Origin of the sequence: Rhodococcus sp. D-46, assembly GCF_011290655.1 — a bacterium.
GTDB lineage: Bacteria > Actinomycetota > Actinomycetes > Mycobacteriales > Mycobacteriaceae > Rhodococcus_F > Rhodococcus_F qingshengii.
Map to the genome: position 1 here is coordinate 421,513 of NZ_JAANTF010000007.1, position 18,587 is coordinate 440,099.

Annotated in this window: 19 protein-coding genes; 13 read left to right on the top strand and 6 right to left on the bottom strand. The window is 62.2% G+C overall.

What is annotated here, in order from left to right:
• Window positions 1-17: 17 nt before the first annotated feature.
• The 3 genes from G9U53_RS20340 to xylB all read left to right on the top strand — a co-directional run bounded on the left by G9U53_RS20340 (window position 18) and on the right by xylB (window position 2,057).
• A complete protein-coding gene (locus G9U53_RS20340) occupies window positions 18-248 on the top strand; it encodes a DUF3263 domain-containing protein (protein ID WP_030534904.1) in 231 nt (76 codons plus the stop codon).
• A 69-nt stretch (window positions 249-317) separates the two neighbouring features.
• Window positions 318-635, top strand: coding sequence for a WhiB family transcriptional regulator (locus G9U53_RS20345; protein ID WP_003946343.1), 318 nt, complete (start codon window positions 318-320; stop codon window positions 633-635).
• A 24-nt stretch (window positions 636-659) separates the two neighbouring features.
• Complete coding sequence (xylB, locus tag G9U53_RS20350; protein WP_047272588.1) at window positions 660-2,057, top strand: xylulokinase; 1,398 nt, start codon at window positions 660-662, stop codon at window positions 2,055-2,057.
• 7 nt (window positions 2,058-2,064) lie between these two features.
• Here xylB and G9U53_RS20355 read toward each other — a convergent pair whose 3' ends face one another.
• Window positions 2,065-2,781 (bottom strand): HAD family hydrolase, encoded by a 717-nt coding sequence (locus G9U53_RS20355; RefSeq protein WP_165639115.1) that lies wholly within the window; start codon window positions 2,779-2,781, stop codon window positions 2,065-2,067.
• Window positions 2,782-2,923: 142 nt separating this feature from the next.
• Here G9U53_RS20355 and cycA point away from each other — a divergent pair, with 142 nt between their 5' ends.
• The 7 genes from cycA to G9U53_RS20390 all read left to right on the top strand — a co-directional run bounded on the left by cycA (window position 2,924) and on the right by G9U53_RS20390 (window position 11,130).
• Window positions 2,924-4,387, top strand: a complete 1,464-nt coding sequence (gene cycA, locus G9U53_RS20360; protein ID WP_165639116.1) for a D-serine/D-alanine/glycine transporter — start codon at window positions 2,924-2,926, stop codon at window positions 4,385-4,387.
• 122 nt (window positions 4,388-4,509) lie between these two features.
• Window positions 4,510-5,280: a M23 family metallopeptidase gene (locus tag G9U53_RS20365; RefSeq protein ID WP_003946431.1), complete on the top strand. Its 771-nt coding sequence runs from the start codon at window positions 4,510-4,512 to the stop codon at window positions 5,278-5,280.
• Window positions 5,281-5,405: 125 nt separating this feature from the next.
• Entirely contained in the window at window positions 5,406-6,911 is a 1,506-nt protein-coding gene (locus G9U53_RS20370) for a glutamate-cysteine ligase family protein (protein WP_165639117.1), read from the top strand.
• A 141-nt stretch (window positions 6,912-7,052) separates the two neighbouring features.
• Window positions 7,053-7,946 (top strand): universal stress protein, encoded by an 894-nt coding sequence (locus G9U53_RS20375; RefSeq protein WP_007727672.1) that lies wholly within the window; start codon window positions 7,053-7,055, stop codon window positions 7,944-7,946.
• Window positions 7,947-8,122: 176 nt separating this feature from the next.
• Window positions 8,123-9,163 (top strand): LLM class F420-dependent oxidoreductase, encoded by a 1,041-nt coding sequence (locus G9U53_RS20380; protein ID WP_007727670.1) that lies wholly within the window; start codon window positions 8,123-8,125, stop codon window positions 9,161-9,163.
• Window positions 9,164-9,521: 358 nt separating this feature from the next.
• Complete coding sequence (locus tag G9U53_RS20385) at window positions 9,522-10,415, top strand: universal stress protein (protein ID WP_003946389.1); 894 nt, start codon at window positions 9,522-9,524, stop codon at window positions 10,413-10,415.
• A gap of 76 nt (window positions 10,416-10,491) precedes the next feature.
• On the top strand, window positions 10,492-11,130 hold the full coding sequence (locus tag G9U53_RS20390) for a response regulator transcription factor (RefSeq protein ID WP_003946380.1): 639 nt from the start codon (window positions 10,492-10,494) through the stop codon (window positions 11,128-11,130).
• A gap of 3 nt (window positions 11,131-11,133) precedes the next feature.
• On the opposite strand, the gene G9U53_RS20395 is transcribed toward G9U53_RS20390, so the two are convergent.
• The 5 genes from G9U53_RS20395 to G9U53_RS20415 form a co-directional block, all read right to left on the bottom strand.
• Complete coding sequence (locus G9U53_RS20395) at window positions 11,134-12,825, bottom strand: GAF domain-containing protein (RefSeq protein WP_042921348.1); 1,692 nt, start codon at window positions 12,823-12,825, stop codon at window positions 11,134-11,136.
• A gap of 27 nt (window positions 12,826-12,852) precedes the next feature.
• Window positions 12,853-13,548 (bottom strand): hypothetical protein, encoded by a 696-nt coding sequence (locus G9U53_RS20400; RefSeq protein WP_165639118.1) that lies wholly within the window; start codon window positions 13,546-13,548, stop codon window positions 12,853-12,855.
• 19 nt (window positions 13,549-13,567) lie between these two features.
• On the bottom strand, window positions 13,568-13,900 hold the full coding sequence (locus tag G9U53_RS20405) for a cupin domain-containing protein (RefSeq protein ID WP_003946336.1): 333 nt from the start codon (window positions 13,898-13,900) through the stop codon (window positions 13,568-13,570).
• Between the two features lie 84 nt (window positions 13,901-13,984).
• Entirely contained in the window at window positions 13,985-14,476 is a 492-nt protein-coding gene (locus G9U53_RS20410) for a dihydrofolate reductase (protein ID WP_003946393.1), read from the bottom strand.
• A 2-nt stretch (window positions 14,477-14,478) separates the two neighbouring features.
• Window positions 14,479-15,279, bottom strand: coding sequence for a thymidylate synthase (locus tag G9U53_RS20415; protein ID WP_003946427.1), 801 nt, complete (start codon window positions 15,277-15,279; stop codon window positions 14,479-14,481).
• Between the two features lie 86 nt (window positions 15,280-15,365).
• Between G9U53_RS20415 and cobF the strand changes: the two genes are divergently transcribed.
• From cobF to G9U53_RS20430, 3 genes are all read left to right on the top strand, one after another.
• The gene (gene cobF / locus G9U53_RS20420; protein WP_003946376.1) at window positions 15,366-16,106 is read left to right on the top strand and encodes a precorrin-6A synthase (deacetylating); all 741 of its coding nucleotides are present in this window, start codon (window positions 15,366-15,368) and stop codon (window positions 16,104-16,106) included.
• A 76-nt stretch (window positions 16,107-16,182) separates the two neighbouring features.
• Complete coding sequence (locus G9U53_RS20425) at window positions 16,183-17,349, top strand: GGDEF domain-containing protein (RefSeq protein WP_223304416.1); 1,167 nt, start codon at window positions 16,183-16,185, stop codon at window positions 17,347-17,349.
• Window positions 17,350-17,392: 43 nt separating this feature from the next.
• Entirely contained in the window at window positions 17,393-18,568 is a 1,176-nt protein-coding gene (locus G9U53_RS20430; RefSeq protein WP_007727655.1) for a GGDEF domain-containing protein, read from the top strand.
• Window positions 18,569-18,587: the final 19 nt, after the last annotated feature.

Below are 18,587 nucleotides of genomic sequence, written 5' to 3' on the forward strand. Positions count from 1 at the left end.
AAACAGGGGAGAACCTGATGAGCCGCACCGATACACAAGAGATCGTCGAGTTCGCACGTAAGTGGCAGCAGTTCGACGGTGGACCTGACGAAGAGATCTTTGTAACCTTCGGCCTCGCCCCGGACGAGTATTTCCGCAGGCTGCAGGCAATTCTCGACGACGGCGTCGTAGCGCTGACTCCGCCGGTCACCGGCGAACTCGCAACGGTCTGTGCACATCGACTCGGCCAATCGGTCAGGCGTCGATAAGTCCGACCCGGCGTCAGCCCAGAGTCACCCGAATCCGTGTCACCCGAGTAAGGAATTGAGGTCGCCATCATGCACAAGCACCTTCCGATGCCGTACCCGACCGCCGAAGTGTGGGACTGGCAGCTGCAGGGAGCGTGCCGCGGGCACGATTCCGCGGTGTACTTCCATCCGGACGGCGAGCGTGGACACGCCCGCGAGAACCGTGAACGCAACGCCAAGAAGGTCTGCGCGACGTGCCCTGTACTCCAGCAGTGCCGCGAACACGCACTCTCCGTCCACGAGCCGTACGGCATCTGGGGTGGAATGACGGAGACCGAGCGCGCAGAATATGTGCGATCGCTGCGTAAGCGCAGCAACCGGATGCCCGCGGTCGCCAACGCGAGCTGACGGTCCTTCGGAAAGGACGCCAGTGTGACCCTCGTAGCCGGTATCGATTCGTCTACCCAGTCGTGCAAAGTCATTGTCCGTGATGCCGATTCGGGAGAGCTGGTACGAGAAGGGCGGGCGGCGCACCCCGTCGGTACCGAGATAGATCCGGCATGCTGGCTCGAGGCGATGGACAGTGCAATCGCCGCGGCGGGTGGGCTCGGCGACGTCGCAGCCGTATCGGTCGGAGCTCAACAGCACGGCATGGTGTGTCTGGACAGTGGCGGCGAGGTTGTCAGACCGGCGTTGCTGTGGAACGACACTCGGTCGGCGAAGGCTGCGACCGATCTGGTCGAAGAGTTCGGCGGACCCAAGGCGTGGGCCGACGCAGTTGGTGTAGTTCCGGTCGCCGCGGTCACGGCAAGCAAGCTTCGATGGCTGGCAGATCACGAACCCGGCAATGCCGATCGCACTGCCGCGGTGTGTCTTCCGCATGACTGGTTGTCCTGGAAGTTGGGTGGGTCCGGCTCGATCGAGGAGCTTGTTACCGACGCGGGCGACGCCAGTGGAACCGGCTATTATGCTGCCTCGACGCGCGAATATCGTAAAGATTTGCTGGCGTTGGCATTTCGCGGTCGAACCCCGCATGTTCCCCGAGTTGCATCGCCGAACGAAAAGATCGGAAGTACACGTTCCGGAGGTATTGTCGGGCCTGGCACCGGTGACAATGCCGCAGCCGCACTGGGTTTGGGAGCAGTTCCCGGTGACGTGATCATCTCGATCGGAACATCCGGCGTCGTCTCGGCTGTATCGGCCACCCCCACGCACGATCCCGGCGGGAACGTGGCAGGATTCGCGGACGCAACCGGCCTGCACTTGCCGCTGGTGTGCACTCTCAACGGCGCGCGCATTCTTGATGCGACGGCGTCCATTCTCGGTGTCGATCACGCCGAACTGTCGCGGTTGGCGTCGACGGCGCCCCTCGGAAACGACGGGCTGGTCATGATTCCGTACTTCGAGGGTGAACGGACGCCCAACCGCCCTGACGCCACGGGGGCCATGCACGGATTCCGGCTGCAGAACTCGACGCCTGCGCACTTTGCACGAGCCGCAATCGAAGGGCTCCTGTGCGGCTTGGCCGACGGCGTCGACGACCTGGTTCGTCAAGGCGTCGAGGTGAAGCGAGTTCTCCTCGTGGGAGGCGGAGCGAAGTCGCGCGCTCTCTGTGAGATCGCGCCGGCAATTCTCGGAGTGCCGGTCGTGATCCCTGCTCCGGGTGAGTACGTCGCCGAAGGGGCATGCAGGCAAGCAGCATGGGCACTGTCCGGGGACACGCAGCCGCCGGTGTGGCCGAAACCGGAAGAGCGACGATTCGACGCCGAACCAGCTCCCCACGTGCGCGAGCGCTACGCGTCGTTGCGCGAACTCACCGAAGGTGTCTGAGCGCTCCCTACAGAAGCCCGAACTTCCGCACTGCGTCGAGTAGCGCGTGCGGGCGTTCGGTCGTCGGCAGGGGATCGACGAGTGCGAACTGGCAACCGACGTCACGGGCAGCGCCGTCGGCGATGTCGCTGTCACCGACCATCAGAGTCTGTGCCGCATCCACATCGAGTTGTGCGAGGGCGTACTCGAAGATCGCCGGTTCGGGCTTGACTGCACCCACCTCGAACGAGAGAACGAACTCGTCGACCCAGACGTCCCAGCCGCGGTCGGCGAACGCCGGACGGATGTCGAAGACGATGTTGCTCAAGACGGCAGTGCGTATGCCCTTCTCCGACAGTGACTTCAGGACCTCGCCGGTATCCGGGTACGGCGACCACTGATCCGGATCGACCAGCAGGGCGTAGAAAGCTTCGGCCCGAACCGGATCGGGCACCCCGGACTTACTCAACACGTCGAGGTAAGCCTGACGATGCAACTTCGGATCCCGGTCGCGGTTCTCCCACGCGTAGATCCCCGCTTCGTCCATCTCCACGGTTCTGCCCACCGGCGCGGTCATCCGACGCATCAGCTCGGCTTGAGCGTGCACGTCGAGCGGATCGCCTTGGTGATCGACGAGGTGCTCGGTCCAATCGTCGCTCTCCTCCAAACGGAAGAGGGTTCCGGAGAAATCGAACAGCGTCGCGGCGATATGTCCGTCTTGATGGGCCGTGCTGTCAGTGTTCACCTCGACAGGTTATCGGCGTCCGCTTTCCGATGCGTGATGTGAGCCAGTGCACGCGTACTTTGAGAGAGCACATTTTCCGAGGTTCCCCCGACGGGCACGATTTCGATGCCCCGGATGAACCGTATGACGAGGGGGATCCTCCGTGTCCGACCACGCGAATACACCAGACCTGACGAAGCCGTCCGGCGAAGACCCCCACCTCTCACGTCAGCTGTCCAACCGGCATATCCAGCTGATCGCCATCGGTGGTGCCATCGGCACCGGACTGTTCATGGGATCGGGCAAGACGATCTCGCTCGCCGGGCCCTCCGTGATCTTCGTGTACATGATCATCGGATTCATGCTCTTCTTCGTCATGCGGGCGATGGGGGAGCTGCTGCTCTCGAACATGGCGTACAAGTCGTTCTCCGACTTCGCCGCGGATCTGCTGGGCCCCTGGGCGGGATTCTTCACCGGCTGGACCTACTGGTTCTGCTGGATCGTCACCGGCATCGCGGACGTCATCGCGATTTCCGGGTACTTCAAGTACTGGTGGCCAGGGCTCGCGGCGTGGATTCCTGCTTTGCTGACGATCGCGACGCTGTTGCTCCTCAATCTCCCGACCGTTCGCGCCTTCGGTGAAACCGAGTTCTGGTTCGCGCTGATCAAGATCATCGCCATCGTCAGCCTGATCGTCGTCGGCATCGTCATGGTCGTCTCCGGGTTCACGGCGCCGAACGGTGCCACCTCCGGTATCGACAACCTCTGGAACGACGGCGGGATGTTCCCGACCGGATTCATGGGCTTCGTCGCCGGCTTCCAGATCGCCGTGTTCGCCTTCGTGGGTATCGAGCTCGTCGGTACGACGGCAGCCGAGGCGAAGGACCCGGAGAAGAACCTGCCGAAGGCCATCAACTCCATCCCCATTCGTGTCCTGCTGTTCTACGTCGTTGCACTGACCGTGATCATCGCGGTGACTCCGTGGCGTGAAATCAGCGCAGACAAGAGTCCGTTCGTCGCCATGTTCACACTCGCCGGCCTCGGCATCGCTGCTTCTGTCATCAACTTCGTCGTGCTGACCTCCGCTGCATCTTCGGCCAACTCGGGTATCTACTCCACCTCGCGCATGGTGTTCGGCCTTGCGCAGGAAGGCGACGCACCGAGGGCCCTCGGCAAGCTGAACTCACGCAAGGTCCCCGCGAACGCCCTGATGTTCTCGTGCATCTTCCTGCTGGCTTCGTTGATCCTGCTGTTCTCGGGCGATTCCGTGATCGAGGCCTTCACCGTCGTCACGACCATTTCGGCGCTGCTGTTCATGTTCGTGTGGACGATCATCCTGGCGAGCTACATGGTGTACCGGAAGCGTCGTCCGCACCTGCACGAGGCGTCGAAGTTCAAGATGCCCGGCGGCATCGTGATGTGCTGGGTCGTGCTCGCGTTCTTCGTCTTCATCCTCTGGGCACTGACAACCAAGGACGACACCCTGCAGGCACTTCTCGTCACGCCGATCTGGTTCGTGGTTCTGGGCATCGCATGGGCGATCATCCGGCGTCGACCCGCTCACCGGGCACGATACGACGCATTCAAGTCAGAACTGGACGCCAGCCGACAGAACGGCGAGAAATAGTTTTGGTCAAGATCGGGTAACGGTGGCGGCCGCCTTGATCAAACTGTTACATTCTTCGGCAGACAGAGGAGCGGGCTTCATCAGAAGGACGCTGCACGCCGACGACTGACGGAGTACACACTGTGGGAAACCACCACCGCACGGGCAATGACGATGTTGTCTTCGAGATCGATCCCGAGGCAGCAAGCGGCCGCCACCGCACCCCGTCGGCTGGCCCTGGTGCCGGTGTCAAGGCAGGTGTCGTAGCTGCGGCTACCGGTGCGCTCCTCGTCGGTGCAGGCCAGATGGGTGCAGGAACCGCTGCTGCGGCGCCGGCAACACAGACCATCGCCGGCATCGAAATCCCGCAGGGTCTGCTTCCCGAGGGCGTTGTCGTTCCGGCTGAATTGGCGGCACTTCCGGCTCTCGACATCCCCGAGCTTCCCGATTTTGCTGCCGACCTCAACACGCAGGCACAGCAGTTCCTCGCTGGGATCAACCCCGGCACCTCAGCTCGTACCGTGCAGCCGGTGTCCGGAACGCTGACCTCCACCTTCGGTTCGCGCTGGGGAGCACACCACGGCGGCCTCGACATCGCGGCTCCGATCGGTACGCCGATTCTGGCTGCAGCCGACGGCCAGGTCATCGACGCCGGCCCGGCGTCAGGTTTCGGCCTCTGGGTCCGCGTCCAGCACGACGACGGCACGGTCACCACGTACGGCCACGTCAACGACTACCAGGTCAACGTCGGCCAGCGTGTCAACGCCGGCCAGCAGATCGCCACCGTGGGTAACCGTGGCCAGTCCACCGGCCCGCACCTGCACTTCGAGGTTGCCGAGAACGGCGCAAAGGTCGATCCCGCAGCGTGGCTGCAGGCTCGCGGCGTAGCTGTCACCTGGGTCGACAACTCGTAGAAGAAACTTTCGGAGAACTGCGGTGGCGTCGGGAAATTCTTCCCGGTGCCACCGCAGTTCTCGTTTGTCGGTGACACCGGACGGATAGCCTTCAGTGACGTTGATCGTCGAAGGGGGAATGCGCAATGGGTGCAGAGGTCACGGCGCGAGAATTCACCAGAGCCGACCGTAGGCTCTTTCGTAAGAAGGTGCGCTCGTGCGTCGACGCCATGAAGCAGATGCTCGACGGTGGTGACTTCCGAGACGCCGTCGACAAGCCCGCTCCGCTGTTGGGCATGGAGATCGAGTTCAACCTCGTGACCGGCGACATGACGCCCGCGATGTCCAACCGTGAAGTGCTCGAATCCATCGACGACTCTGCGGTTTTCCAAACCGAGCTCGGACAGTTCAACGTCGAGATGAACGTCGAGCCCGGCCCACTCACCGGTGATGCGACTTTCGAATTGGAGAAGAAACTGCGGGCGTCCCTCGACGTCGCAGACGCGCGAATCCACGCGCACGACGCCGAGATGGTGATGATCGGGATGCTGCCGACCCTGCAGCTCGAGCATCTCGATCGTGAGTGGATCACCGCCAACCAGCGCTACGAATTGCTCAACGAGCAAATTTTTGCCGCGCGAGGAGAGGACATCGAACTCGACGTCGAAGGTGTCGCGCTACCCGGTGGCGACGTGGAAATCCTTCGGGCCGACACCAATTCGGTGGTGCCGGAGGCGGCTTGTACGTCCATGCAGTTGCACCTGCGCGTCGCGCCGGAAGAATTCGCAGCGCACTGGAATGCCGCGCAGTGTCTGGCCGGAGTACAGGTGGCGCTTGCGGCCAATTCTCCTTTCCTGGCAGGGAAGGCGCTTTGGCACGAATCACGCATTCCGATCTTCGAACAGGCAACGGACACCCGAACTTTCGAGCTCAAGAACCAAGGTGTGCGACCGCGAGTGTGGTTCGGTGAGCGGTGGATCCATTCGGTTCTCGACCTGTTCGAGGAGAATTCACGGTACTTCCCGGCGCTGCTCCCTGATGTCTCGGACACCGATCCGCTGGAAGTGCTCGCGGCGGGCGGGGTTCCGGAGTTGAGCGAGCTTCAGATGCACAACGGCACGGTCTATCGCTGGAATCGGCCTGTCTACGACTGCTCGGATGGCAAGCCGCACTTGCGTATCGAGAATCGGGTGCTGCCGGCCGGGCCGACCGTCGTCGACATCATGGCCAATGCGGCCTTCTACTACGGAACCGTTCGCGCATTGGTGAACGCGGAGCGGCCACTGTGGTCGCACATGTCGTTCCATGCGGCAGAAGAGAACCTGCACATCGGCGCCAAGTACGGACTCGACGCCACCCTGTACTGGCCGGAGATCGGTTGGGTCGGTGCCGACGAGTTGGTCCTGCGAAGGCTGCTGCCGTTGGCGGACGAGGGTTTGGCCGACTTCGGATTGTCCGCCGCGGCCCGCGATCGGTACCTCGGCGTGATCGAAGGGCGGTGCATGAATCGGCAGACCGGTGCCGCCTGGCAACGCGAGCACGTGGCGCACGCGGAGGCCTCGGGCGCGGACCGCTCGACTGCGCTCACCGGAATGCTCCGCGGTTACGTGGAGAACATGCGGACGGGAGATCCTGTTCACACCTGGTCCTGATTGCTCTGCTAATTCTCCTATCCGTCAACAGTTTCGGGGACCTAAGTCCCCGAAATGAAGAGGGGGCGACCCCAAAAAAGCCGGACAAGTGGGATGGTTAGAGTGAAAGTGGCTCGGTTACTTCTTCAGGAAGGTGGGCACATGAGTTCACGCGAACATAACAGTGTTGTTGTCGGAGTCGAGGGTTCGGACACTGCGTCCACAGCGCTCCGCGAGGCCGCGAAAATCGCCGCCCAGCGCGAATTGCGACTCGACATCATCCACGCTCTCGACTTCGCGCCTTACGGTTTCGGCGGACCGTACGTCGACGCGGGTGGGGTGTACGAATGGGTCGAAGAGGCCGGAAAAGCGATCTTGGCGGAGGCGGAACAGTTCGCCCGTGAGATCGATCCGAAACTCGAAGTTCACACCGAAATCGCCATCGGCAGCGCAACTCAGTGGCTGATCGAGAGTTCGGCACAAGCCAGGCGGGTAGTCGTCGGAGCGTCGGCGTCAGGCAAGGCGGCGACAGCAGTCCTCGGCAATACCGCGGTCGGTGTGGCCAGTCACGGCAAGTGTCCGGTCATCGTCGTTCGGGACCGCGATGGTGCGGTGCCCTCGGAAGGACCCGTAGTGGTCGGCGTCGACGGCAGCGCGTTGAGCGCCCAGGCCGTCGGTGCGGCTTTCGAGGAAGCGTCGTTCCGCGGAGTCGAGTTGGTGGCGTTGCACGTGTGGAGTGACCTCGGCAGTGCGGCATTCGAAGACCCGAGGGCCGCTGCGCTTGCCCCGCAGTCTCTCGAAGAGGAAGAGCACGCGGTACTCAGCGAGAGCTTGGCCGGATGGTCCGAGCAATACCCGGACGTGAAGGTCCGGCGCGAGGTATACCTCGACAACCCACGCGGACGGCTGCTGGACTGGTCGGCAAAAGCGCAGCTCGTCGTGGTCGGAAGCCGTGGTCGCGGTGGATTCCGCGGCATGTTGCTCGGCTCGACCAGCAACACCCTGATCGCTTCGGCCAAGTGTCCCGTCATGGTGGTTCGCCCCGAAGAATCCTGACCCTCGACAGGCTCTCCCATTACCCCGTTCATTTCGGTCATCGAATATGAACGGGGTAGTCACATGAATGCGGACTCAGGTTCCGTAGTGTTCGATGTGAGTAAGTGTTCGATGGGAGTACCACTGCTCGTGTGCGCGTCGCACACGGCAGCAATCGTCAGGATTGGGGTTACAACGTGCGTATCGGTATGGGTTTGAACTACAGCGGCGGGTTCGCCGAAACCGTCGAAGAGGTCGGTGACCTGGAGAAGGCGGGCCTCGACATCGCCTTCGTCCCGGAGGCGTATTCCTTCGACGCCGTCAGCCAGCTCGGTTACCTGGCGGCCAAGACGTCGACCATCGAACTCGCTTCGGGAATCTTTCAGATCTACACCCGTACCCCTTCGTTGACCGCCATGACGGCGGCTGGCCTGGACTTCGTCTCCAACGGTCGCTTCGTGATGGGACTGGGCGCTTCCGGACCGCAGGTGATCGAGGGGTTCCACGGCGTCAAGTACGACGCTCCGCTGGGACGCACACGTGAGGTCGTCGAGATCTGCCGTCAGGTATGGCGCCGCGAGAAGGTCGAGTACCAGGGCAAGTACTACCAGGTTCCCCTCCCCGCCGAGAAGGGCACCGGACTCGGAAAGCCGCTCAAGCTGATCAATCATCCTGTGCGTGAGCGCATCCCGATCCTGATCGCTTCGCTCGGACCCAAGAACGTCGAGCTGACGGCGGAGATCGCCGAAGGCTGGGAACCTATTTTCTTCCATCCAGAGAAGGCAGCAAGCGTGTGGGGTGAGCCGATCGCCAAGGGCAAGGCCAAGCGCGATCCGAGCCTCGGTGAGCTTCAGGTGTACGCGTCGCCGGCACTGGCCATCGGTGACGACGTCGACCACATGCTCGACTGGGTACGCCCGAGCCTTGCGCTCTACATCGGTGGCATGGGCGCCAAGGGCAAGAACTTCTACAACGATCTCGCGGTGCGCTACGGCTACGAAGAGGCCGCCGAGAAGATCCAGGATCTCTACCTCGCGGGCAAGAAGGACGAAGCCGCCGCAGCAGTGCCGGACGAACTGGTTCGCGCAGTGTCGTTGATCGGTCCCGAGAGCTACGTCAAGGAACGCGTCGCAGCCTTCGCCGAAGCCGGTGTCACGACGCTCAACGTCACGCCGTTGGCGGCCGACCGCAACGGCCGAGTGCAGCTGATCGAGAAGTTCCGCAAGATTTGTGACTGACCCTGCTGTGCGCCTTTATTAACCGCCGGCGGTTAACAAAGGCGCACAGCAGAGCAGGTGGTTCGGGATCTCCTGCGTACGAAACCCGATTTTGGGCGCTTGTTGACAGGACTTTTTTCACTTCTGACCGGTCGGGTTCTTCACCTAACGTGGATCGAGTAGCCAGGGTTTGCGTGCGAATCCGGCACCGGTGGCCTCGTTGACGCCCGAAAGGGATGTTGGCGGGGCCGTTGCCGCAGTCCACCCGAACACCCAATGTCCGATTCGGGACTCGCGTCGGCTGATGAATCCTTTTTGCCGTCATTGGGCAATAGTGTGAGGGCGAAGAGATTCTGTGGTCGATTGTGGAGGGACGAACATGAGTGCAACCAAACCCGTCGTCGTAGCGGTAGACGGTTCGGAATCGGCGTCGTCGGCTGTCGTCTGGGCGGCGAGGACCGCGGTGGCGCTCGGTCGACCGCTCCACATCGCGACGGTGGTGCACATCCCAGCCTTCTACTACTCCGAGCCTTACCTCGCCGAGAGCTTCAAGGACGAACTGCGGCGCACTGCCACCGCTCGTCTGGACAGCGCACAGATTCTCGCGCGGCAAAGCATCGACGACGACCTCGAGATCGTCACCGAACTACTCGACGGCAGCGTCTCCGATCGCCTGATCGAATTGTCCAAGGGCGCGTACATCATTGCGCTCGGCCCTCGCGGGCACGGCGAATTCACCGGATTGGTCGTCGGTTCTGCGACGGTCTCGGTTGTCTCGCACGGCGAATCTCCGGTTGCAGTTGTCCGAGGACGGACGCTCGACGGTCGGCCGCCGACCGAGGGCCCCGTCGTCGTCGGTGTCGATGGATCCGAAAGCAGCATCGAGGCAGTCGAGCACGCTTTCGAGCAGGCCTCCGCGCGGGGCGCCACCTTGATTGCCGTCAACGTGTGGAGCGACGTGAGTGTGCAGCCCTCGTTGGGCGCCACCCCCGACGACCCACTGTGGAGCAGCATCCAGACGGGTGAGGAAGTTGTCCTCGCGGAGCAATTGGCCGGATTCACCGAGCGTTACCCGGACGTCGTCGTCGAAAGAGTCGTCGCGCGTGACCGTCCGGTCCGAGTCCTGAGCGAATACGCGGAGACGGCGCAGTTGATAGTCGTCGGCAGTCGCGGGCGCGGCGGATTCGCAGGAATGCTCCTCGGATCGACCAGTCGAGCGCTCCTGCACACCGCGGATTGCCCGGTTCTCATCGTCCGGCACGTCAACAAGTGAAGAGAATGCATTCCATGAGTTCTGAGTCCACCGTCTCCGGTACCGTTCGACGTGAGATGTCTTTTGGAGGGGTTCGATGACAACGCGGATATTCCTGGTGGACGATCACGAGATCGTCAGACGCGGATTGTTCGACCTACTCGGTGGGGTCGAGGACTTCGTGGTGGTGGGCGAGGCGGCGTCCGTGGGGGAAGCGCTGGCCGCGGTACCGCAGAGCAACGCCGACGTCGCTGTTCTGGACGTACGCCTGCCTGACGGCAACGGCGTCGAACTGTGCCGAGAACTCCGCTCGATGCTTCCCGACCTCCGCTGCCTGATGCTCACGTCGTACGCCGACGACGAGGCGTTGCTCGACGCGATCATGGCGGGCGCCTCGGGATTCGTCCTCAAGCAGATTCTCGGAACCGATCTGGTCGCTGCAGTCCGCACAGTCGGGCGCGGCGGTTCACTGCTCGACAGTCGTGCAACCGAGGCGCTGATGCAGCGGATCCGCAGCGACCGTACAGCTGATCCGTTGGCCGAACTTTCCGATCAGGAGCGAGCAGTCTTCGACCTCATCGGAGAGGGGCTCACCAACCGGGAGATCGGCGCGCGATTGTTCCTCGCGGAGAAGACGGTCAAGAACTACGTGACGCGTCTGCTCTCGAAGCTGGGCATGCAGCGTCGTACTCAGGCTGCGGTGCTGGCGACCGAAATCCGTAGCGGCAGTCGCTAGGATCTAACGACCGGATTTCGGTCGATTCGAGTTGGTGCGACCGAGCGGTACTCGCCAGAGCAGGCGTGCACCGCTCGGATCGTGATTGACGATCGTGCACGTACCGCCGCAATGTTCGGCGCGGCGCTCCAGATTGTGCAGTCCACTCTTGTGGAAGTCGGAGGGGAGTCCGACGCCGTCGTCCTCGATCGTGATCGCAAATTCGACGTCCGCGGTGACAGCGATGGTGATGTGGCGTGCGTGTGCATGCCGAAGGACGTTGCTCAACCCCTCACGCAGCACGGCTTCGGCGTGCTGGTGGATCCCGGGATTCACCAGAGTGTCGATGGCGCCGGAGAATTGGACGCTCGGGGTCACCGCGGACTGTGCGGTGGCGTCGCCGATGACATCGAGGAGGCGTCGGCGCAGGCTCGACGAATCGGTGGCCGTCGGAGTCTGCAGATCGAAGATGGTTGTCCGGATCTCGCGGACTGTCTTGTCGAGCTGTTCGAGAGATCGTTTGACAATCGCGCGCGCCGACTCCGGGAGGGTCTCGTCCGGAAGCGTGCTCTGCAGGCTCATTCCGCTCGCGAACAGTCGCTGGATGACGTTGTCGTGCAGGTCTCGTGCGATGCGGTCGCGGTCGGCGAGAACGGACAACAGGCGTTGCGCCTTTTGTTTCTCGTCGAACTCGATTGCAACGGAGCCGAGTTCGGCCATCGACTCGATCCGGGTCAGTTCGTCGTGATCCCAGTGTGTGTTGGTGGAATTCGACGCCACGATGACCGCGCCGACTACACCCGAGGCGACGCACATCGGTGCCACGACCGCACTCCCAGCCGACGGCACCAGTTCGGTGAGTGCGCCTAAAGTGGTGAGTACCTGTAGCTTTCGAGTGCTCCGCACCACGTCGAACGGATAAGTGGTCGCCGGGATTCTGACTCCACGTGACGTGGTCCGAGCGCTGGCCGCGGCGTGAACCTGTGCGTAGCCGTTCTCGCAGATCACCACGATCACGTCGTCGACGCCGGTCAGGTCCCGAACGCGACTGGCAAGAAGTTGCAGGCCGTCCTCGAGCGAGTCACCGGCCAGCAACCGCGAGCGGATGGCAGATGTTGCGGTGAGCCATCTTTCACGAGTTCGTGACTGCTCGAACAGTCGGGCGTTTTCCACAGCGATGCCGGCTGCGATGGCGAGGGCTTCGAGAATGACCTCGTCTTCCTGGGTGAACTCGGCCTGTCCCCGTTTCTCGGTCAGGTAGATGCTTCCGAACACCTTTCCCCGCATCATGATCGGCGCTCCGAGGAAGCTCTCCATCGGTGGATGATTTGCGGGGAATCCCACCGATTCGGGATGGTCGCCGAGATGGGCCACACGCAAAGTCTGCGGGTGATTCATCAGAACACCCAGCACGCCATGACCTTCGGGGAAATGTCCCATGGTCGCGCGTTGGGACCCGGAGATTCCCTCGTACACGAATTCCGAGAGCCCGCCCCCCGGCGCCGCGACCCCCAGGGCGCCGTAGCGGCAATCCAGAACCGTTGTCGCAGAGGTGATGATCCGTTGAAGCGTCAGGTCGAGGTCCAGGCCGGAGCCGACCACCAGGACCGCCTCGAGCAGGCGGTGGAGTGTCGGTATGTCGGCATTGGAATCGCCCAGGCGGTCGAGCAACTCGCCGAACGTACGTGCCGGACTGTGACCCGAAGCTTCGACCATGGTCGAAGCATATCGCCTCACCGAACGTCAGCTCTCCTGGCGGCGACCTTCCCACCACGACGACCAGTGATGCTTGATCTCGTCGAACTCGTCATCGCTCAGATCGTAGGTGGTCAGCAGGATGGACATGCCTCCGTCGGGCCGCTGCGCCGTCACCGACTGGGTGGCGACAGACAGCAGGCCAGGGCCGAGATCCTCGACTGTCAGCCCGAATTGGTGGTCGGTGACGTAGTCGACGACGCCTTCGAAATAGTCGCCGGGAGCGATTGTCACCGCGTACCGACTTCCCGCTTCCAATTCGATTTCGGTGAGCCCGAGGACGCTTGCCACGTTCTCACCGGGGAGCAGAAGGCCGTCGAGATAAATGGTTTTACGCTCGGCCAGTCCGTGGTGCTCCACTGCGAATCTGAGCAGCTGGAGGAATGTCGTCCAGCCCTCGGTGATGTCGTCGTACCAGTCGTCGTCGGCAGATTTGGCCGGCCGATCGATGCGGACGACCGTCTTGCCGTCCTGTTCGCGAAGTGAGAAACGGTCACCGTTTCCGAGTTTCAGCGTCAACGCTTCGGGGTCGGCCTCAGCGGTGGAGTAGATCTGGTTGATTTCGTCGTCGAGTCCGTCGTACTCCCAGCCGAACCAACGTCGAATCAGCGACGGGTCGCGCAGCGCGGGCCAGAGTACGGACGGGGCTGCGACGATGGACACTTCGATCACGGTTTCGCTCACGCGGAAGACACCACCGATTTCAGCCCTTCATGGCGACGGTCAGTAGAAATGCAACGTCTTCGAGCGCTTCGACGCTGTGCCGGTCGGCCGGGACGGTCAGGAAATCACCCGTGGATCCTTTCCACTGGTCACTCCCACACACAAGATTCAGCTTCCCGCTCAGGACCAACAACGTGGCTTCGCCCGGACTGTCGTGTTCGGCGAGGCTCTTGCCGGCGCTCAGCGCGATCACCGTCTGTCGCAGGCTGCGCTGGTGGCCGCCGTAGACGGTTTGTGAACTGCGACCGCTGGTCGCCGAGCCCGCCAGTTTCAACTGTTGGCGAGCGAGAGCGGTCAGTGACTTCTTGTCCATCGAAGACCTCTCGGAAGCGGTGAATGTCCTTCTTGGAGTATGACCGACTCACTCGCGAGGTGCCTCGTTATCGGCGGAAGTCGGTCAGCGCGTGTACTCCAACCAGCGGAAGCGCAGGCCGCTCTTCTCCGAGGTCTGCCAGGGCTCGTCGGATTTCAGGTTCCATTCGGGGCCGATCTCGGGAGCAAAAGCATCGCCGGCGATGTCGAGGTCGATCTCGGTCACCAGTAGATGCGTTGCGAATGGCAGTGCAGCCGAATAAATTTGCCCGCCACCGACGACGAAGACGTCACCGTCCGGCAACGCCAGGGCGTCGTCCAGACTGCGGACCACCTCGGCGCCTTCGGCGTGCCATTGCGGATCGCGTGTGACGACGATGTTCCGACGCCCGCTGAACGGACGGAACTTCGATGGAATGGAGTCCCAGGTGCGCCGCCCCATGATTACCGGATGGCCCATGGTGACGCGTTTGAAGTAAGCCATGTCCTCGGACACGCGCCACGGGATCGAGTTGTCGGCGCCGATGACGCCGCCGTGGGCCTGCGCCCAGATGAGGGTGACTGTGCGATCGGTCATCGTCAGACCGCTACCGGGGCTTTGATCGCGGGGTGGTGCTGGTAGTCGACGATCTCCACGTCCTCGAAGGTGTAGTCGAAGATGGAGTCGCGCTTGTTCAGCTTCAGGGTCGGCAACGGCAGCGGTTCGCGGCCGAGCTGCTCGGTCACCTGGTCGACGTGATTGTCGTAGATGTGGCAGTCGCCGCCGGTCCAGACGAACTCGCCGACGTCGAGTCCGGCCTGCTGGGCCATCATGTGGGTGAGCAGCGCGTAGCTGGCGATGTTGAACGGAACGCCGAGGAACATGTCGGCGCTGCGCTGGTACAGCTGGCAGGAGAGCTTGCCGTCGGCGACGTAGAACTGGAAGAAAGCGTGGCACGGCGCCAGGGCCATCTGCGGAATGTCGGCGACGTTCCACGCCGAAACGATGATCCGCCGCGAATCGGGGTTGGAGCGCAGAGTCTCGACGGTCTGCGTGATCTGGTCGATGTGCTCGCCCGAAGGGGTGGGCCAGCTACGCCACTGGACGCCGTAGACGGGGCCGAGTTCACCGTTCTCGTCGGCCCACTCGTCCCAGATGGAGACGCCGTGCTCGTGCAGCCACGCCACGTTGGAGTCGCCGCGCAGGAACCACAGGAGTTCGTTGACTATCGACTTGAGGTGGACCTTCTTGGTGGTGACGAGCGGAAAGCCGTCGGCAAGATCGAAACGCATCTGGTGACCGAAGATGCTGCGGGTGCCGGTTCCGGTTCGATCGGATTTGGCGGTACCCGTCTCCATGACGAGCCGGAGGAGGTCTTCGTAAGCAGTGGAGACAGTCACGGGAATCAGTCTAGGGCCTGCCCTGCTGTGCGCCTTTATTAACCTCCGGCGGTTAATAAAGGCGCACGGCAATATAGCCTCGGCACATGCGCGAACTCTTGGTGATCGGTATCGGTGCTGGTGATCCCGACCAGGTGACGGTTCAGGCGATCAAGGCTATGAACAGGGCCGATACCTTCTTCATCATCGGAAAGGGTGACGAGAAGCAGGCCCTGGTCGACTTGCGCACCGGCATTCTCGACGAGCACGTTCACCTCGACTACAAGGTGGTCGAGATCACGGACCCGCCGCGGGACCGAACCCCCACCGATTACGAGGGGGTTGTCGAGGACTGGCACGAGCGTCGGGCCGCGAAATTCGAAGCGGAATTCGCGGCCGAACCTGGCGTCGGCGCGATTCTCGTCTGGGGTGACCCTTCCCTCTACGACAGCACTCTGCGGATCGTCGAGCGTGTGCTCGCTCGCGGGAGAGTTTCGTTCGACTACTCCGTCATCCCGGGAATCACCAGCGTGCAGTCGCTGGCTGCACAACACCGGATCGTCCTGAACCGAATCGGCGAACCCATCCACATCACGACCGGCCGCAAACTGGCCGAGGGATTGCCCGACGGCGTGGACAATGCCGTCGTGATGCTCGACGCGCATTGCACCTTCACTCAGGTAAGCGAAAACGACGCCGAGATCTGGTGGGGCGCGTACCTCGGGACCCCGGACGAGGAGTTGATTTCCGGCAAACTGCGTGACGTCGAAGATCGGATCGTCGCTCGCCGGGCGGAGTTGCGTGAGAAGCACGGTTGGATCATGGATACGTACCTCGTTCGGCGCTGACAACCGACCCTGAATTTGCCGCCTCGATCCTGCACTCTTGATCCCGAACGACGGTCTGCGCACCTATGATCTGCGCATGACATCGTTCGGGCAGGACCGACTGCAGTCGATTCTGCCCGCGCCGCGTGGCCGTGAAAAATCAGCTGTGAAGTCGGCTTTCGACCTTCTGGTTCAGTGGTATCGGCGTCCTGATCAATTCGACAGTTTCAATCGATACCTCGCCACGAAGGGCCTGGAGCTAGCTGTCCGATTGCTGGTCATCGGCTCGCTGACGACGGTCATCATTGCGATGACTCTGCTGCGCTTCAGCGACGCGGGCGTGCACAACCACGTCACCAGCGTCGTCAACGCCGTTATCATCGCCGTCACGATTGCGGTGATCGTGCTCTTCTGCCTTCTGCCCGAAATCACGCGTCGGTGGTCGTACTTCTTTGTCGCCTACTGCGAGGTCGGCGTATTCGTCGGTGTGTTCTTGAACAACGACCCTTTCATCGGGTTGATCCAGTGTGTGCTCTTCGTACTGATCGGTGGTTACATCGCGTACTTTCACAACGCGAGACTCCAGGCGGTTCACATCGCGCTGTCCATCGTGGTTCTGGCAGTGGTCGGCCGAAAGGTTGCGGTCTACGCGGATCCTGCGTTGGCCACCGCACTGTGTCTGATCATCGCCACCGGGATCGTGGTCATCCCGTTCGCCTGCCAGTTCGTCCTCTCACTTCTCGGCTCCGACGCGGACAGTTCGGACGTGGATCCGTTGACAGGGCTTCTGAATCGGCGCGGGCTGCAGCGAGCTGTTGTCGAAATGGGGGCGACGGGGCATGCGTCGAGCAAGTCGTCGTATGTCGTCGCGATTGTCGATGTCGATTCGTTCAAGAGCGTCAACGACTCACAGGGGCACGAAGAAGGCGATCTCGTACTTCGCCAGATTGCTGATCGACTGCGGTGGTGCGGCGGCGAGAAGGCGCTCTTCGCCAGATTCGGTGGGGACGAGTTCGTGTTGGTAGACACGATAGACGTCGGCGCAGCGCCTGCGTTCGAAGACAATCTGCGAAGGCACTTGCGAATCGACGATCGTGATCCGGTAGTGACCACCAGCGTCGGAGTCGCGATCACCTCTGCCGAATGGTCGTCGATTATTTCCGACGAGGAGTTGACGGAACTGTTTCGAGTAGCCGATGCCTCGATGTACCGCGCGAAGGCCGCCGGCGGCGATCAGGTTGTGATGTGGGACGGCAAACAGTGAAAATTGTCTGATTGCGGGGAGTTGACTGGATTACCCTGACCCTATGGAATCTGCCGAGAGTGTTGAGCGTTCGGACGCCGTGGCGTCTCGACGACCGCTCTCGGGTCCCGCGTTCCGGCTGATCTCTTCTCAACTTGTCGATTGGTATCGGCGTCCGGACCAATTCGACACCTTCAATCGCTATCTCGCGGACAAAGGGTTGACCGTCGCCTCGCGGTTTCTCGTCGTCTGCTCGTTGGTGCTGGTCACCGTGATCATGTTCCTCACTCGCTTCAGTCCACAGGGACCGACCACTTCGCACGCGCGCACCGCGAACGCAGTCATCATGGTCATAACCGTGATGATGGCCGTCGCCCTCTCGACGAGGCGCAATCTCTCCCGTTCCTGGTCTTACGCCTTTGTGCTCTACTCGGAAGTGGGAATAGCGGCCGCAATGCTGCTGTACTCCAATCCACTTGCAGCACTGGCACACGCCGTGATGTTCTCGGTGATCGGCGGATACATCGCGTTCTTCCACAATGCTCGAATACAGAGCCTTCACATGTTGTGGGTACTCGTCGTGGTCATCGGCATCGTGACACGTACGGCGGTGGTCGAAAACGATGTGGATGCTCCGGTTCTGGTCGCGTTGGTAGTACTGGTCGGCGCGGCAATCTACGTGATTCCCTTTGCCTGTCAGTTCATTTTCTCCATCCTCGGCACCGACGCGTTGAACTCGCAATTGGACCCACTGACCGGACTGCTCAACAGGAGGGGACTGGCCGACGAAGTGCGACTGTTGCTGGAGCGGTCGTACACGCACTCGGCGCTCTTGGTAGTCGCCGCCGTCGACATCAATCGATTCAAGGCCATCAACGACGAGTACGGACATACCGTCGGTGACGCCGTGATCGAAAAAGTCGGATCGAGACTGGTCGAATGCGCCGGCCCGGCGGCCTTGATCGCACGGATAGGCGGCGACGAGTTCGTCATCGTCGATTCGGTCGATCAACGCTCGTTCCATCGACTCGAACATGAGCTACTCCGTTCGACGATCACCTCGCCCGATCATCCCGAGGTGGCGATGAGCGTCGGAATCGCGAAGATCGCAGGGCCTTTCGAATCAGCGGATGATGCGCTGGTCACCTACCCGACTCTGCTGCGGCGAGCGGATCGGGCGATGTACTCCGCGAAGGCACGCGGTGGGCATTCGGTGGTGCTGCAGACGGAAACGGACTGAGCGCGCTGTGAGTGTCCGT

Bases quoted from the DNA above. Each gene is read 5' to 3' on its own strand.
- G9U53_RS20340 (WP_030534904.1), top strand. From the start codon at position 18: ATGAGCCGCACCGATACACAAGAGATCGTCGAGTTCGCACGTAAGTGG.
- G9U53_RS20345 (WP_003946343.1), top strand. From the start codon at position 318: ATGCACAAGCACCTTCCGATGCCGTACCCGACCGCCGAAGTGTGGGAC.
- G9U53_RS20370 (WP_165639117.1), top strand. From the start codon at position 5,406: ATGGGTGCAGAGGTCACGGCGCGAGAATTCACCAGAGCCGACCGTAGG.
- G9U53_RS20375 (WP_007727672.1), top strand. From the start codon at position 7,053: ATGAGTTCACGCGAACATAACAGTGTTGTTGTCGGAGTCGAGGGTTCG.
- G9U53_RS20385 (WP_003946389.1), top strand. From the start codon at position 9,522: ATGAGTGCAACCAAACCCGTCGTCGTAGCGGTAGACGGTTCGGAATCG.
- G9U53_RS20390 (WP_003946380.1), top strand. From the start codon at position 10,492: ATGACAACGCGGATATTCCTGGTGGACGATCACGAGATCGTCAGACGC.
- G9U53_RS20395 (WP_042921348.1), bottom strand. From the start codon at position 12,825: ATGGTCGAAGCTTCGGGTCACAGTCCGGCACGTACGTTCGGCGAGTTG.
- G9U53_RS20405 (WP_003946336.1), bottom strand. From the start codon at position 13,900: ATGGACAAGAAGTCACTGACCGCTCTCGCTCGCCAACAGTTGAAACTG.
- G9U53_RS20410 (WP_003946393.1), bottom strand. From the start codon at position 14,476: ATGACCGATCGCACAGTCACCCTCATCTGGGCGCAGGCCCACGGCGGC.
- cobF (WP_003946376.1), top strand. From the start codon at position 15,366: ATGCGCGAACTCTTGGTGATCGGTATCGGTGCTGGTGATCCCGACCAG.
- G9U53_RS20425 (WP_223304416.1), top strand. From the start codon at position 16,183: ATGACATCGTTCGGGCAGGACCGACTGCAGTCGATTCTGCCCGCGCCG.
- G9U53_RS20430 (WP_007727655.1), top strand. From the start codon at position 17,393: ATGGAATCTGCCGAGAGTGTTGAGCGTTCGGACGCCGTGGCGTCTCGA.